At 66.7% G+C, this 14,121-nt stretch carries 12 protein-coding genes; 6 read left to right on the plus strand and 6 right to left on the minus strand.

What is annotated here, in order from left to right; genetic code table 11:
• Positions 1–10: 10 nt before the first annotated feature.
• Positions 11–784, minus strand: a complete 774-nt coding sequence (locus KCTC_RS01295; protein WP_125566047.1) for a hypothetical protein — start codon at positions 782–784, stop codon at positions 11–13.
• 238 nt (positions 785–1,022) lie between these two features.
• Between KCTC_RS01295 and KCTC_RS01300 the strand changes: the two genes are divergently transcribed.
• From KCTC_RS01300 to dxs, 3 genes are all read left to right on the plus strand, one after another.
• On the plus strand, positions 1,023–1,334 hold the full coding sequence (locus KCTC_RS01300; RefSeq protein ID WP_125566049.1) for a thiamine-binding protein: 312 nt from the start codon (positions 1,023–1,025) through the stop codon (positions 1,332–1,334).
• 194 nt (positions 1,335–1,528) lie between these two features.
• The gene (locus KCTC_RS01305; protein ID WP_125566051.1) at positions 1,529–2,425 is read left to right on the plus strand and encodes a PhnD/SsuA/transferrin family substrate-binding protein; all 897 of its coding nucleotides are present in this window, start codon (positions 1,529–1,531) and stop codon (positions 2,423–2,425) included.
• Between the two features lie 63 nt (positions 2,426–2,488).
• The gene (gene dxs / locus KCTC_RS01310) at positions 2,489–4,354 is read left to right on the plus strand and encodes a 1-deoxy-D-xylulose-5-phosphate synthase (RefSeq protein ID WP_125566053.1); all 1,866 of its coding nucleotides are present in this window, start codon (positions 2,489–2,491) and stop codon (positions 4,352–4,354) included.
• Positions 4,355–4,478: 124 nt separating this feature from the next.
• On the opposite strand, the gene KCTC_RS01315 is transcribed toward dxs, so the two are convergent.
• Positions 4,479–6,563, minus strand: a complete 2,085-nt coding sequence (locus KCTC_RS01315) for a 3-hydroxyacyl-CoA dehydrogenase NAD-binding domain-containing protein (protein ID WP_125566055.1) — start codon at positions 6,561–6,563, stop codon at positions 4,479–4,481.
• Positions 6,563–7,759: a thiolase family protein gene (locus KCTC_RS01320; protein ID WP_125566057.1), complete on the minus strand. Its 1,197-nt coding sequence runs from the start codon at positions 7,757–7,759 to the stop codon at positions 6,563–6,565. The genes KCTC_RS01315 and KCTC_RS01320 overlap by 1 nt, the downstream gene beginning before the upstream one ends.
• A 163-nt stretch (positions 7,760–7,922) precedes the next feature.
• Here KCTC_RS01320 and KCTC_RS01325 point away from each other — a divergent pair, with 163 nt between their 5' ends.
• Both KCTC_RS01325 and KCTC_RS01330 read left to right on the plus strand, forming a co-directional pair.
• Entirely contained in the window at positions 7,923–8,846 is a 924-nt protein-coding gene (locus KCTC_RS01325; protein ID WP_125566059.1) for a proteasome assembly chaperone family protein, read from the plus strand.
• Positions 8,847–8,851: 5 nt separating this feature from the next.
• Entirely contained in the window at positions 8,852–9,748 is an 897-nt protein-coding gene (locus KCTC_RS01330; RefSeq protein ID WP_125566061.1) for an acyl-CoA thioesterase, read from the plus strand.
• Positions 9,749–9,803: 55 nt separating this feature from the next.
• Here KCTC_RS01330 and KCTC_RS01335 read toward each other — a convergent pair whose 3' ends face one another.
• On the minus strand, positions 9,804–10,673 hold the full coding sequence (locus tag KCTC_RS01335) for a MaoC/PaaZ C-terminal domain-containing protein (RefSeq protein ID WP_125566063.1): 870 nt from the start codon (positions 10,671–10,673) through the stop codon (positions 9,804–9,806).
• A 1-nt stretch (position 10,674) separates the two neighbouring features.
• Positions 10,675–12,009: a 3-oxoacyl-ACP reductase gene (locus KCTC_RS01340; RefSeq protein ID WP_125566065.1), complete on the minus strand. Its 1,335-nt coding sequence runs from the start codon at positions 12,007–12,009 to the stop codon at positions 10,675–10,677.
• 96 nt (positions 12,010–12,105) lie between these two features.
• On the opposite strand from KCTC_RS01340, the gene KCTC_RS01345 reads away from it, so the two are divergent.
• Positions 12,106–13,383 (plus strand): acetyl-CoA C-acetyltransferase, encoded by a 1,278-nt coding sequence (locus KCTC_RS01345; RefSeq protein WP_125566067.1) that lies wholly within the window; start codon positions 12,106–12,108, stop codon positions 13,381–13,383.
• Between the two features lie 18 nt (positions 13,384–13,401).
• On the opposite strand, the gene KCTC_RS01350 is transcribed toward KCTC_RS01345, so the two are convergent.
• Positions 13,402–14,121 (minus strand): TetR/AcrR family transcriptional regulator, encoded by a 720-nt coding sequence (locus KCTC_RS01350; protein WP_125566069.1) that lies wholly within the window; start codon positions 14,119–14,121, stop codon positions 13,402–13,404.

Below are 14,121 nucleotides of genomic sequence, written 5' to 3' on the forward strand. Positions count from 1 at the left end.
GGTGGGTCCGTCAGCGGGTCGGCATGACCAGACCTCGCGCGATGCGGAGGACGACGTCGGTCGGGAGTGCATGTCTGTTGCCAGCGCCGGGTTCGCTCGTCACTGTGATGGTCACGCCGGCGACCTTCCACCAGATGTACGTGATTCCCGCCGGGCCGCGCTCGTCGATGAGAAATGCGGTGTGTCCGCTCACCGTGATCGGCTCGATCGGAGTTCCGGTCATCTTGGACAGGTCCGGAGCCGACGGCCATGGCGTCTGGCTGATGCGGATCGGACCATGCTGGTCGTCTCCTCGGAGTCCGTACACCCGCGTCCACCCGTCGGCCGGAAGATTCAGGACCGGTGTCACATTCGACGGCAGGAAGCCGGGTGCAGACAGGCTCTGCTCGGTGACATACGGGATTGGCTTCCCGGTACTGTCGTCGATCAACCGGCGCCTTCCCAGCGGTTGCTGCAGCACCAGCGAGATTCGTGTGAGTCGGAGGTCGATGGGCATACAGACCATGTCTCCGTCCGGCTCATGCCCGGTCAGACGGATCCGTACGTCGGCGTGTGTCGCCATCACGACAGCCGAGAAGTTGCTCTCGCAGGCGCCGTGCTGACCGGGAATGATGACCGTGCGGCCGTCGGTGGAGACGAGGGCCTCGCGGACCGGCAGAACGCTGACAGGGCCGTTCGGTACGGCAAACGTTGCCCGCGAAGTGGTCGGGGCTGCAGCGGGCGTGGCGGTGCCGCAGGCGCTCACGACCAGAGCCAACACAGCAAGGGCAACTGGACGGCGCACTGTCTCCTCCAACGATCGGTGTTGCTCCTGATGACGTTGCGACCCGAAGCTTTGGTTCCGTCTCAGACCGGGCAGGGAGATCCTTCGCAGCACGGCCGGATATAGCCGCAGCCGTCGCAGCGTTCGTGCGAGGTCTCCCAGCGCATCCGGGTGCTGCAGTTGGGGCATGGTTCGGTCAGATCACCCATGCCTCCCACGGTAGCCAGACAACAGCCTTCCTCGGGGTAGCGTTGGGCCCGTGTTGGTCGCCTTCTCCGTCGCCCCCAACGGCACCGGTCGCTCCGACGGCTCAGTCGCGGACGCGGTCGCCGCCGCGGTCCGGGTCGTCCGCGAGTCAGGCCTGCCGAACCGGACGTCCTCGATGTTCACCGAGGTCGAGGGGGAGTGGGACGAGGTCTTCGATGTCGTCAAGCGCGCCACTGACGCGGTGGCTGCGTACGGATCGCGGGTGTCCTTGGTGCTCAAGGCTGACATCCGGCCGGGGTTCACTGGCGAATTGGATGCCAAGCTCGAACGCCTCGAGTCCCACCTGCACGGTTCCGGCGAGTGAAATTTGACCACCGGGACGCGGCAGGGAACCTTGTCTCTGTGAAGCGTTGGAGACGTCTGTCGACCGGCCTGGTGGCCGCAGCGTTACTGGCCACCTCGGCGTGCGGCTCATCAACATCGCAGACTGCCCCTTCGACAACCACGACGACCACCACCTCTGTCGTGACCCCCAGTGGGACGCCTACCAAGAGTGTCGTGTGCGCGAGCGGCACGCCGATCTACATGGTTCAGCCGTACGCGGCGGTGCAGGCGCTGACCGCGGCGTACAAGCCAGTGATCGCCTCGCTGTCGAAGTCGCTCGGTTGCGCGGTCAGGTTCCAGGTTGCGAGTTCGATCCGGGCGGAACTCTGGAGTGCATCTCACGGCAAGGTCACCTTCGCGGAGTTCGCGGGCCTCGGGTCAGGGTTCGCCCTGGGGGGCAAGCACCCGGCGATCGAGGTCCTGGCGACGTACGAGTCCGACTTCAACGGGACGCCGGCGGCCTTCATCTCCGCTCTCTACGACGATCCGCGGTACGGGGACGTCGACCTGATGGGTCTGGCCGGCAAGCGGGTGGCGTTCACGACACCCGGCAGCCTCAGCGGCGACTACTTCCCGCGTGCTGCGCTCACCGAGGCCGGCGTGATCTCCAAGGTGACGATGGTTTACACCGGGTCCCACCTGAAGGCTTTGCGAGCCCTCACGTGCCCGCTACGCGCGGAGGTACTGCGCACGTCCTGCACGAAGTTCAACTACGCCTCGCTCAACTCGCGCGTGATGGGCCCGGCAGCGGAGTCCCACGAGTGGGATCCCGGCAAGTACACCCAGATCTGGCACTCAGACGCGATCCCGTACACCGCGATCGGGGTGTCGACTGCCCTCCCGTCGGAGACGCGCAAGCAACTCCAGGCAGCTCTGCTGGCCGTTCCTGCGGCGGCCGTGCACGGCATCGCGCGCCTGATTCAGTTCGATGCCCCGAAGATCGGCACCGGGATGGTTGCCATCAGCAGCAGCAACTACTGCCTGAGCTCGAACCTCGACCTCTGTGACGTGATCAAGACCCTCAAACTGACGCCGGCCCAGGTGCGACCACTCGACGGCGAAGGGCTCTAGTCCGAACCTGATGTGGGCACGTCATCGCCGACCGGCAGAAGCCCTGACGATACGATCAACCGCATGGGTCATCTCGAGTCGCTCACCGGTCCTCGCGACCTCGACCCGCTTGATCACGACCAGTTGCTTGCCCTCGCCGCGGAGATCCGCCAGGCACTGATCAGCACGATCGCCCGGACCGGCGGCCACCTCGGGCCCAACCTCGGCGTCGTCGAACTGACCATGGCCATCCACCGGGTCTTCGAGTCGCCGAAGGACCGGGTCATCTTCGACACCGGCCACCAGTCGTACGTGCACAAACTGCTCACCGGCCGCGCGGCCGAGTTCGACAGTCTCCGCCAGGAGGGCGGCCTGTCGGGCTATCCGAGCCAGACGGAGTCCGCCCACGACATCGTGGAGAACTCCCACGCCTCCACCGCGCTCTCCTACGCAGACGGGCTCGCGAAGGCGTACACGATCACCGGCGAGGACCGACACGTCGTCGCGGTGATCGGCGACGGGGCGCTGACGGGCGGCATGGCCTGGGAGGCCCTCAACAACATCGCGATCGCCCACGACAGCAAGCTCGTGATCGTGGTCAACGACAACGGCCGGTCCTACACACCCACCATCGGTGGCCTGGCGACGGCGCTGACGGCACTGCGCACGAACCCGAAGTACGAGCCGTTCCTCGACATGGTCAAGCGACGCCTCAACGCCGTCCCCGGCGTCGGCCCCACGGCGTACGAGGTCTTGCACGCGGCCAAGAAGGGACTCAAGGACGCGCTGGCGCCTCAGGGTCTGTTCGAGGATCTGGGACTCAAGTACGTCGGCCCGGTCGACGGTCACGATCTCGAGGCCATGGAGCATGCTCTGCGCCAGGCCAAGCACTTCGGGGGCCCGGTGCTGGTGCACGCGATCACCCGGAAGGGCTTCGGCTATCAGCCAGCCGAGGACCACGAGGCCGACCAGTTCCACGCCCCCGGCGCGTTCGACATCGAGACGGGGGAGGAGACGCCGAAGGGCAGGATCTGGACCGACGTCTTCTCCGACGAGATCGTCGCCATCGGTGAGCGCCGTCCGGATGTCGTCGCGTTGACCGCGGCGATGATGCATCCGGTGGGCCTGGACGCGTTCCAGAAGCGGTTCCCGGAGCGTACGTTCGACGTCGGGATTGCCGAGCAGCACGCGGCCACGTCTGCGGCGGGTCTTGCGCTGGGCGGCCTGCACCCCGTCTTTGCGGTGTACGCCACCTTCCTCAACCGTGCGTTCGACCAGGTGCTGATGGACATCGCGCTGCACAAGCTCGGCGTGACGCTGGTCCTGGACCGGTCCGGTGTGACCGGCCCCGACGGTGCCTCGCACAACGGCATGTGGGACATGTCTATCCTGCAGCTGGTGCCGGGCCTGCGCCTGGCAGCTCCGCGTGATCCGGCCCGACTGGTCGAACTGCTCAACGAGGCGATCACCGTGTCCGACGCCCCGACCGTCGTACGTTTTCCCAAGGGCGGGCCACCGGCCGACATGGACGCCGTCGATCGGATCGGTTCAGTCGACGTACTCCGGGCCGACGGCTCCAAGGATGTGCTGATGGTCGGCGTCGGCGCCATGGCCGCCGTGGCGATGCGAGCCGCGGACCTGATCGCTGCCGAAGGCATCGGGGTCAACGTCATCGACCCCCGCTGGGTGAAGCCGGTCTCGCCCGATCTGGTGGCGTTGGCGGCTGAGCACTCCCTCGTCGTCCACATCGAGGACAACGGGGTCCAGGGCGGCTCCGGCGCAGCGCTGATGCAGGAACTCGCCGCCCAGGGCGTTCAGCGGCCGATCCGGCTGCATGGCATTCCGCAGGAATTCCTCGAGCATGCCGAGCGCGGCGCGATCCTCGAACGGATCGGCCTCACTCCGCAGGCGATCGCCCGCGACACCCTCGCGGCCTTCTCCGCCCTCTGACCCGCCGAAACCCGGCATCCGTCACGCCGAAACCCGACGTCGGCCACCCCGAGACCCGACACTTGGCGTACGAAAACCAACGAGGGCGCCGGCCGAAGCCGACGCCCTCGCTCGAGTCTGTGACTCAGTGGAACTTCTTGCCCGTGACCTTCTCCGAGATCCCCTCGCGGTCGAGGAGTTGGGTCAGACCACCGTTCCAGAACTGGAAGCCAGCGCCGGTGATCATGCCGAGGTCGATGTCCTCCGGGCCCTGGGCCACGCCCTCGTCGAGCATCCGCCGAGCCTCGTCAGCCAGCGCCTCCAGCGTCTGCTGGCGTACGTCCGACGCCTCAAGCACAGTGGTGCCTACGGTGAGGAGCGCCTCGACCTCCGGGTCGACGGTGCGACCGTCGGGGCCGAAGTACGACGCCTTCTTCGCCTCGACGACCTTGTGAAGGTTCTCGGACAGGTAGAACCGGTCCGGGAAGGCTTTCGCCAGCGTTTCGTTGTTGTGGTAGGCGATGGCCGGTCCGACGAGCGCCATCAGAGCGAACGGCGGCATCGGCGTGACACCGGCGAATGCCGCGTCGACCGTGGCGATGGGCGTGCCCTCGTCAGCGATCTTCGCAACGGCGCCCATGAAGCGACCGAGCAGACGGTTCACGATGAACGACGGGCTGTCCTTGACCAGGATGGTCGTCTTGCCGAGACCCCGACCGGTCGCGAAGGCGGTGGCCAGTGCGGCGTCGGAGGTGTTCGAGCCCTTGATGATCTCGAGTAGCGGCATGATCGCGACCGGGTTGAAGAAGTGGAAACCCACGACTCGCTCCGGGTGCTTGAGCTCCGAACCCATCTCAGTGATCGACAGTGACGAGGTGTTGGTCGCGAAGACAGCCGTCTCCGGCGCAACGGCCTCGGCCGCAGCAAAGACCTTCTTCTTGACCGACATCTCTTCGAAGACCGCTTCGATGATGAAGTCGGCGTTGCCGAACGCCTTCGCATAGTCGACCTCGGCGGTGACCAGGGCCTTGAGGCGGTTCGTCGTACCGACCGAGGCGCGGCCCTTGGCGAGCTTCTTGTCGAGTTCGGCGTGGACGTACGCGACGCCCTTGTCCGCACGCTCCTGGTCCAGGTCGACCATGACGACCGGCACCTTGAGCTTCGAGACGAACAACAGTGCGAACTGCGAGGCCATCAGACCGGCGCCGATGATGCCGACCTTGGTCACAGGCTGCGCCAGCGACCGGTCCGGGGCACCTGCAGGACGCTTGGCGCGCTTCTGCACGAGGTCGAACGAGTACAACGACGCGAGCAGCTCCGGGGTCGCGGCCATGGCGACCAGCGCGTCGTCCTCGGCGGCGAACCCTTCGTCGCGGGTCGCGGTCTTGGCGCCGGCAAGGAGCTCGACGGCCTTCTTGGCTGCCGGGGACTTGTCGCCGGTCTTGGCCCAGGCGAAGAAGCCGGCGTTCTTGACGGCCTCGTCCCAGGTCTCGTCCCGGGCGATCTCCGGACGCTCGATCTTGATCTGGCCGTTGAGCACCGCGTCGGCCCACAGCATCGACTGCTCGAGGTAGTCCGCACCGTTGAACTCGACATCGGCGATGCCGGCCTCGACGACCTCGGAGCCCTTGATCACCTTGCCCTGGTTGAGCGGGTTGCTGATGAACAGTTCAGCGGCCTTGGCCGGACCGATGAGGTTCGGCAGCAGGTACGCGCCACCCCAGCCGGGCACCAGACCGAGCATGACCTCGGGCAGACCCACGGCCGGGACGGAGTCGATCACGGTGCGGTAGTTCGCATGCAGGGCAACCTCGAGGCCACCGCCCAGGGCGAGACCGTTGATGAACCCGAACGACGGTTTGCCGCCCTCGTCACCCAACTTGCGGAAGACCGCGTGTCCGAGCTCGGCGATCGTACGGATGCCGTCCGAGCCGCCCGACTGCAGAGCAGTCAGATCCGCACCGGCAGCCAGGATGAACTGCTTGCCGGTCACGGCGATCGCGTCGATCTCGTCGTCGGCCAGCGCCGCGTCGTACGCGGTGTTGAGGGAGACGAGGCCCTTCGGGCCGAACGTGTTCGGACGGGTGTGGTCGAGACCGTTGTCGAGCGTGACCAGGCCGAGGACCTTGCCCGAGGGCAGGGTGACCTTGCGCAGCTTCGCCTCGGTGACGACCTCGTCGTCGCTGAACAACTTCTCGACGTCTGCGAGCAGCGTGTTGATGTCAGTCATCACTTGTCACCCTTCCAGTTCGGGTTCTCCCAGATCACGGTGCCGCCCATGCCGATCCCGATGCACATCGAGGTCAGGCCGTACCGGACCTCCGGACGCTCCTCGAACTGCCGCGCGAGCTGCGTCATCAGGCGCACGCCCGAGGAGGCCAGTGGGTGGCCGAACGCGATCGCGCCGCCGTACGGGTTCACCCGAGCGTCGTCATCCGCGATGCCGAAGTGCTGCAGGAATGCGAGCACCTGGATCGCGAAGGCCTCGTTGAGCTCGAAGGCCTGGATGTCGTCAATCGTGAGGCCGGCCTTGGCCAGCGCCTTCTCGGTCGACGGGATCGGGCCGACGGCCATGATCTCGGGGGCAACGCCGGCGAAGGCGAACGAGACCAGACGCATCTTGATCGGCAGACCGAGTTCGAGAGCCACGTCCTCGGCGGCGAGGAGACACGCGGTGGCACCGTCGTTGATGCCCGCCGCGTTGCCCGCGGTCACACGACCGGCGGGACGGAACGGCGTCTTGAGGCCCTGCAGCGACTCGAGCGTCGTCTGCGGACGCATCGGCTCGTCGGTGGTGGCCAGACCCCAGCCGTGCTCGGCTGACTTCGTCGCCACCGGGACCAGGTCCGGCTGGATCTTGCCGGCGGCGTACGCGGCGGCAGCCTTCTGCTGCGAGGCCACGGCGTACGCGTCGCAGCGCTCCTTGGTGATGTCCGGGTAGAGGTCGTGCACGTTCTCCGCGGTGTTGCCCATGACGAGCGCGTCCGGGTTCACGATCCGCTCAGAGACGATCCGCGGGTTCGGGTCGACGCCCTCACCCATGGGGTGACGGCCCATGTGCTCGACGCCGCCGGCGATGGCCACGTCGTACGCACCGAAGGCAATGCCACCAGCGACCGCGGTGACCGAGGTCATCGCACCGGCACACATGCGGTCGATCGCGAAGCCGGGCACCGTGTTCGGCAGACCGGCGAGGAGCGAGGCGGTACGCCCGATCGTCAGACCCTGGTCGCCGATCTGCGTGGTCGCCGCGATGGCGACCTCGTCGATCCGCTCCGGCGGGAGGTTCGGGTTGCGGCGAGTCAGCTCGCGGATGCACTTGATGACGAGGTCATCGGCTCGCGTCTCGGCGTACTGTCCCTTGGCCTTGCCAAAGGGGGTACGTACGCCGTCAACGAACACGACCTCACGGGCAGTTCGGGGCACCGTGTCTCCTGATGAGAGGGGATTGAGTCGAAACTGGATGTTACTCCTCAGTAACTTTGAGTACAGCCCGTGGGACTGTGGCTCGCGTCACGGGAATATCCTGTCCCTTGGAGGGGCTGCACAACAGTGCATCCGCTTACCGGACTTCGAGGGGGATTTACTGATGGGCAAGTCCCGCTTCGTGCACATCGTCGATGACGTGCCGGCCATCAACGAGGCTGAGCGTCTGACGATGGTCGTCGTGCTCGATGGATTCCTCGATGCCGGCAATGCGAGCGCCCGCGCGGCGCGACACCTCGTGGAGGCCTCGCGTACGGCGCCCGTGGTGGCGACGTTCGACGTGGACGCGTTCCACGACTACCGGGCCCGCCGGCCGGCGATCTCCTTCATCCGTGATCACTATGAGAACTACGACGCGCCGCGGCTGGTCGTCCGGCTGCTGCGCGACGCCGGGGACGAGCCGTATCTGCTCCTGCACGGTGCCGAGCCCGACAACCGCTGGGAAGCCTTTGCGAAGGCCGTCCGCGACGTCGTTGAACGTCTGGGCGTGACCCAGGTGATCTCCATGGGATCAGTGCCGATGGCCGTGCCGCACAGCCGTCCGCTGAACATCACCCACCACGCGAACAACAAGGACCTCGTACCTGACGGCAGTTCGTTCGTCGGCGAGCTCCGGGTGCCGTCGAGCGCGCAGTCGTTGGTGGAGCTGCGGCTGGGGGAGTGGGGCCACGACATGCAGGGATTCGTCGTGCACATCCCGCACTACCTCGCCCAGCTCGACTACCCGCAGGCGTCGGTGGTGCTGCTGGAGCGAGTCGAGCGCGCAGCCCGGATCACGGTCGACCTCTCGACCGTGCGGTCGGAGGCTGTGACCCGCGAGGAGGAGATCACGAACTACCTGCGCGAGCACGACGAGGTCGCCGAAGTCGTCCAGGCGCTGGAACGTCAGTACGACGCGTTCGAACGCGCCGAAGCCAGCGAGTCGAATCTGCTCGCTCCCAACCAACCACTTCCCACTGCGGAAGACTTGGGTCGAGAGTTTGAACAGTTCCTTGCCGGCCTTGACGAAGGTAACCAGAACGAATGACGGAGATGGCAGATCGGACGGCGCGCCAGGCCGTCGATGATCTCGTACGCGTCCTCGACCTCGAAGAGGTCGACGAGGACCTGTTCCGCGGAGCACCGGCTCCCAACGAGCGTGGCCGGGCCTTCGGCGGACAGGTCGCCTCACAGTCGTTGATGGCGGCGATCCGTACGGTCGGCGAGGGACTCACCGTGCACTCGATGCACTCGTATTTCCTACTGGCGGGCGACCCTGACAAGGCGATCGTCTATGACGTGGACCGGATCCGGGACGGCCGCTCGTTCGCCACCCGTCGAGTCGCGGCGCGCCAACACGGGCGCCCGATCTACTACATGACGGTGAGCTTCCACCGGCACGAGGACGGCTACGACCATCAGGACCTGATGCCGGAGGTGCCGCCTCCCGCCGCCGGCCTCGACATGCTCGAGATGATGGCGAAGGGCGGCTTCGCCGAAGGCGAGGCGCTGGCGAAGGAGTGGGCAGCAGTCGATGTCCGCACCCTGGGCAACTCCCAGCGCGGCCTGGTCCCGTCGAAGGAGCGCCCGTCACAACAGCGCGTGTGGTTGCGGATCGCCGAACGCCTGCCGGACGACCCGAACCTGCACCTCGCAGTCTTCACCTGGGCCTCTGACATCTCGCTGCTCGGGGCGGCGCTGGCAGCGCACACCGTACGCAGCGCGCACGTCCAGATGGCGTCGCTGGACCACACGATCTGGTTCCACCGACCGTTCCGTGCCGATGAGTGGTGGCTGTACGACCAGGAGTCTCCCTCCGCCCAGGGCGGCCGGGGTCTGTCGATCGGCCGCGTCTTCACCGAGGACGGGGTCCTGGTCGCCACCACCGCCCAGGAGGGCATCATCCGACCGCCGCGTACGTCGTCGGCCGAAGTCGGCACCCTCGCCTGACGTCGAACGCAAGAAGGCCGCCGGTCCGTGAGGATCCGGCGGCCTTCTGTGCAGCTCAGAGTGCTTGCGTACGCCCCAGCAGGTGGATCGTGTCCGACCCGGACTTCGTGAGCGAGAACGCGTACCCGCCGGGGATCGGCTTCGAACCGAACGCCACCTTCGACGGCAGGAACGTCGGCTTGCGGAACGACGCATCGACCTTCACGGCATCCGGCAGACGGCTGTCGATCGCGGCGACGCTGCGCGCCATCGTCCAGAAACCGTGGGCGATCTGACGCTTGAACCCGAGCGCCTTCGCCGTGATCGGCGTGAGGTGGATCGGGTTGATGTCACCTGACACCGCTCCGTACTTGCGGCCGAGGTTGGCCGGAAGGTTCCACGTGACAGGGCCGGCCGGGACACGCTCGTACGTGTCGGGCCACTCGGCGTCGGGGTTGCGCTTGCCGCGGCTCAGGTACGCCGACGTCTCCTCCCAGACCAGCTCGCCGTCGATGCGAACCGCAGTCTTGAACAGGAAGATCGACCCGGCCGGGTGCGGAACGGCTGCGCCCACCGACATCTCCACGTCGAGGGTCTCGCCGATCCGGATCGGACGGTGCTGCGAGATCGAGTTGTCCAGATGCACCATGCCCATCGCCGGCACCGGGAAGGAGCGATCGCTCAGAGCCTTCAGTTGCAGCGGGAACGACAGCATGTGCGGGTACGGGAGGGGGAGCGTGTCCTTCAGTTCGAAGCCACACACCTCCGCGAACGGCGCCACCATCTCGCGAGTCACCGTCACCGGCGGACGCGTGAAGACGAAGCCGTCGTAGCCACCGACCTTGCTGATCCCGGGAAGGGACCCGATGACCGGAATGGCCGGGAGGGCGGCCTTGACCAGGTCCGCCACCCCCGACTTTCCGTCGAACGTCTTGGTGGTCGGCATCTCAGGCGCCCAGCATCATCTGGCCGCAGACGCGGACCACGTTGCCGTTGACCGCGGTCGAGGCCGGCGAGGCGTACCAGGCGATCGTCTCGGCGACGTCGACCGGCAGACCGCCTTGCGACATGGCGTTGAGGCGCTGGCCGACCTCACGGGTGGCGAACGGGACCGCGGCGGTCATGGCCGTGATGATGAACCCCGGGGCAACAGCATTGATCGTGATGCCGTCCTTGAGCTGGGTGGCGAGCGAGTCGACGAAGCCGATGACGCCGGCCTTGGAGGCGGCGTACGAGGTCTGCCCGAGGTTGCCGGCAATGCCGGCGATGGAGGCGACGCCGACGACGCGACCGTTCGCGTTGATGACCTTCTGCTTGAGCAGTTCGTCGGTGATCAGTTCCGGGGCGAGCAGGTTGATCTCGAGGACCTTGCCGAAGCGCTCAGGGGTCTGGTTGGCGAGCTTCTTGTCCATCGTCACACCGGCGTTGTGCACGACGATGTCGACGCCACCGTGGTTGTCCTTGAGGTGCTGGGCGATCCGCTGCGGAGCGTCTGCGGCCGTGATGTCGAGCGTCAGCCAGTCGCCGCCGAGTTCATTCATGACCTTGACGAGGTCGTCCGCTGCCTGCGGCACGTCCAGGCCGACGATCTTCGCGCCATCGCGGTGCAGGACGCGGGCGATTTCCTCGCCGATGCCACGGCTTGCGCCGGTCACGAACGCGACCTTGCCCTCGAGCGGCCTGGTCCAGTCGGCGACGGCAGCAGCCTTCTTCTCCTTGTGCGCACCGATGCGGGCGACCTGGCCCGAGACGTAGGCCGATTTCGGGCTCAGGAAGAAGCCGAGCGTGGAGAGCAGCGAGTTCTCGTACCCCTCGGCCACGTAGACGAGCTGAACGGTGCTGCCCTTGCCGATCTCCTTGCCGAGGCTGCGCGTGAAGCCCTCCAGACCGCGCTGAGCGATCTTCTCGGCACCTTCGACGAGCTCCGGCGGCGTACCGATGACGATCACCCGGGCGCACGACTTCAGGCTGCGCAGCACCGGCGTGAAGAACTGCTGGAGCTCGACCAGACCCGCGACATCCGTGATGCCGGTGGCGTCGAAGACGAGGCCCTTGTACTTCTGGCCATCGGCGTGGGCGTCCACGCTCTCGATACCGAGCTGGGCGAGGAGGCCGGCGAGGTCGTCAGCGATGCGACCACGACCGCCCGTCAGGACGGTTCCCTTCACCAACGGGTCACCTGCGGAGTAGCGGTCCAGGGCGGTCGGCTGGGGGAGACCGAGGTTCTTGGCCACGATCTGGCCGATCTTCGACTGGGTGAAGCTCTGGTACTTGTCGCTCATCGGGACTCTTCCTTCAGGGAGGGCTGTATAGGGAAAATGTAACTCCGTGTTGCAGAATTGGATCAACCCGCCCTCCAACGGAGAAGGAAACACTTCATGTCTGACCTGCGTCGCGTCGCGATTCTCGGCGGCAACCGCATCCCGTTCGCTCGCTCGAACGGTGCCTACGCCACTGCCTCCAACCAGGAGATGTTCACCGCCGCTCTTGACGGTCTCGTAGCCCGTTTCGGCCTCGAGGGCCAGCGCCTCGGCGAGGTCGCCGGTGGTGCGGTCCTCAAGCACAGCCGGGACTTCAACCTGATCCGCGAGTCGGTCCTCAGCACGAAGCTGTCGCCGCAGACCCCGGGACTCGACATGCAGCAGGCATGTGGCACCGGCCTGCAGGCGATCAACTACATCGCCAACAAGATCAAGGTCGGCCAGATCGAGGTCGGCGTCGGCGGCGGTGTGGACACCACGTCTGACGCCCCGATCGCGATCGGTGAGAAGCTGCGCAAGAAGCTCCTCAACGTCAACAACCAGCGCTCGACCGGCGACAAGATCAAGGCGCTCGCCAAGATCCGCCCGGCGGACATCACCATCTCGGCACCGTCCAACGGCGAGGTACGTACGGGCCTGTCGATGGGTGACCACGCGGCCATCACGGCCCTGGAGTGGAAGATCACCCGTGAGGCCCAGGACGAGCTCGCGGTGAAGTCGCACCACAACATGGCAGCGGCGTACGAGGCCGGTTTCATGGATGACCTGATCACGCCGTTCCGTGGCCTCGACCGCGACAACAACATGCGCGGCGACTCCTCAGTCGAGAAGCTCGCCACGCTCAAGCCGGTCTTCGGCAAGGGCGAGGCCGCCACGATGACGGCGGCCAACTCGACGCCGCTCACCGACGGTGCGTCGGTTGTCCTGCTGTCGACCGAGCAGTGGGCCAAGGACAACAACCACGAGGTGCTCGCGTACTTCGTGGACTCCGAGGTCGCGGCTGTCGACTTCGAGCACGGCGCCGAGGGCCTGCTGATGGCGCCGGCGTACGCGGTTGCCCGGATGCTGAAGCGCAACAACCTCTCCCTGCAGGACTTCGACTTCTACGAGATCCACGAGGCGTTCGCCTCGGTCGTGCTGTCGACGCTGGCTGCCTGGGAGGACCCGGTGTTCTGCAAGGAGCGCCTCGGCCTCGACAAGCCGCTCGGTTCGATCGACCGTTCGAAGCTCAACGTCAAGGGCTCATCCCTCGCCGCCGGGCACCCGTTCGCCGCGACCGGCGGTCGCATCGTTGCGCACACGGCGAAGATGCTGGCGGAGAAGGGCAAGGGCCGCGCGCTGATCTCGATCTGCGCCGCAGGTGGTCAGGGCGTCGTCGCCATCATTGAGGCGTAGTGAGCGCCTCGTAGCAACTCAGTCAGTGACTGGCCGCGGCCTCCGGGTCGCGGCCAGTGCTGCTTCCCGGAGGTAGCGGCGTACCTGCTCGCGCGGCAGCGGACGAACGATCGGCTCGCCGTCCTCGCCGTACGCGATGAAGATCCCGAGCCGTGCTTGCTGCAGGGCGCCGAGCGCACTGGCGTAGAGCATGTTGGCCATGACCGCGGGCTCCTCCACCTCGAACTCGCCCGATGCGCACCCGGCCTCGACAACGCGTACGAAGCTGCGCAGGCAATCCGCGATCAGCTGGCCCAGTCGCAACAGCGCCTCCTGGGGGACCTCGCCCCGCAGTTCGGCCCAGGCCTGACTGGTGAGGACCTGCGCGCAGTCGACAAAGGCCGGGTGGTCCATCGCATACAACGCAAACGTGTCGACGGTGCGCACCAGACGGTCGGTGGGGGAGTCGCCCTCGTCGGAGGCGACGGCGAGCGTCGCACTGAGCTCGGTCAGGTAGTTGACCATCGTCAGGGCGAAGATCTCGTCCTTGCTGGAGAAGTGGCGATAGACGATCGCGCGGTTGATCCCGGCTGCGCGCGCGATGTCCTCGATCTGGGCGTTGTTGACGCCACGCTCCTCGAACAGGGCACGCGTGGCGCTGAGGATCTCGCGCTTGCGCTCGCGTCGGCGCTCCGCTGTTGCGTTCCGCTGGGCGGTGCGTCCCGGGTCGCCAACGGCGTGCGTACGAGTGGCGGCCAT

It is taken from the genome of Nocardioides baekrokdamisoli, from assembly GCF_003945325.1.
Taxonomy (GTDB): domain Bacteria; phylum Actinomycetota; class Actinomycetes; order Propionibacteriales; family Nocardioidaceae; genus Nocardioides; species Nocardioides baekrokdamisoli.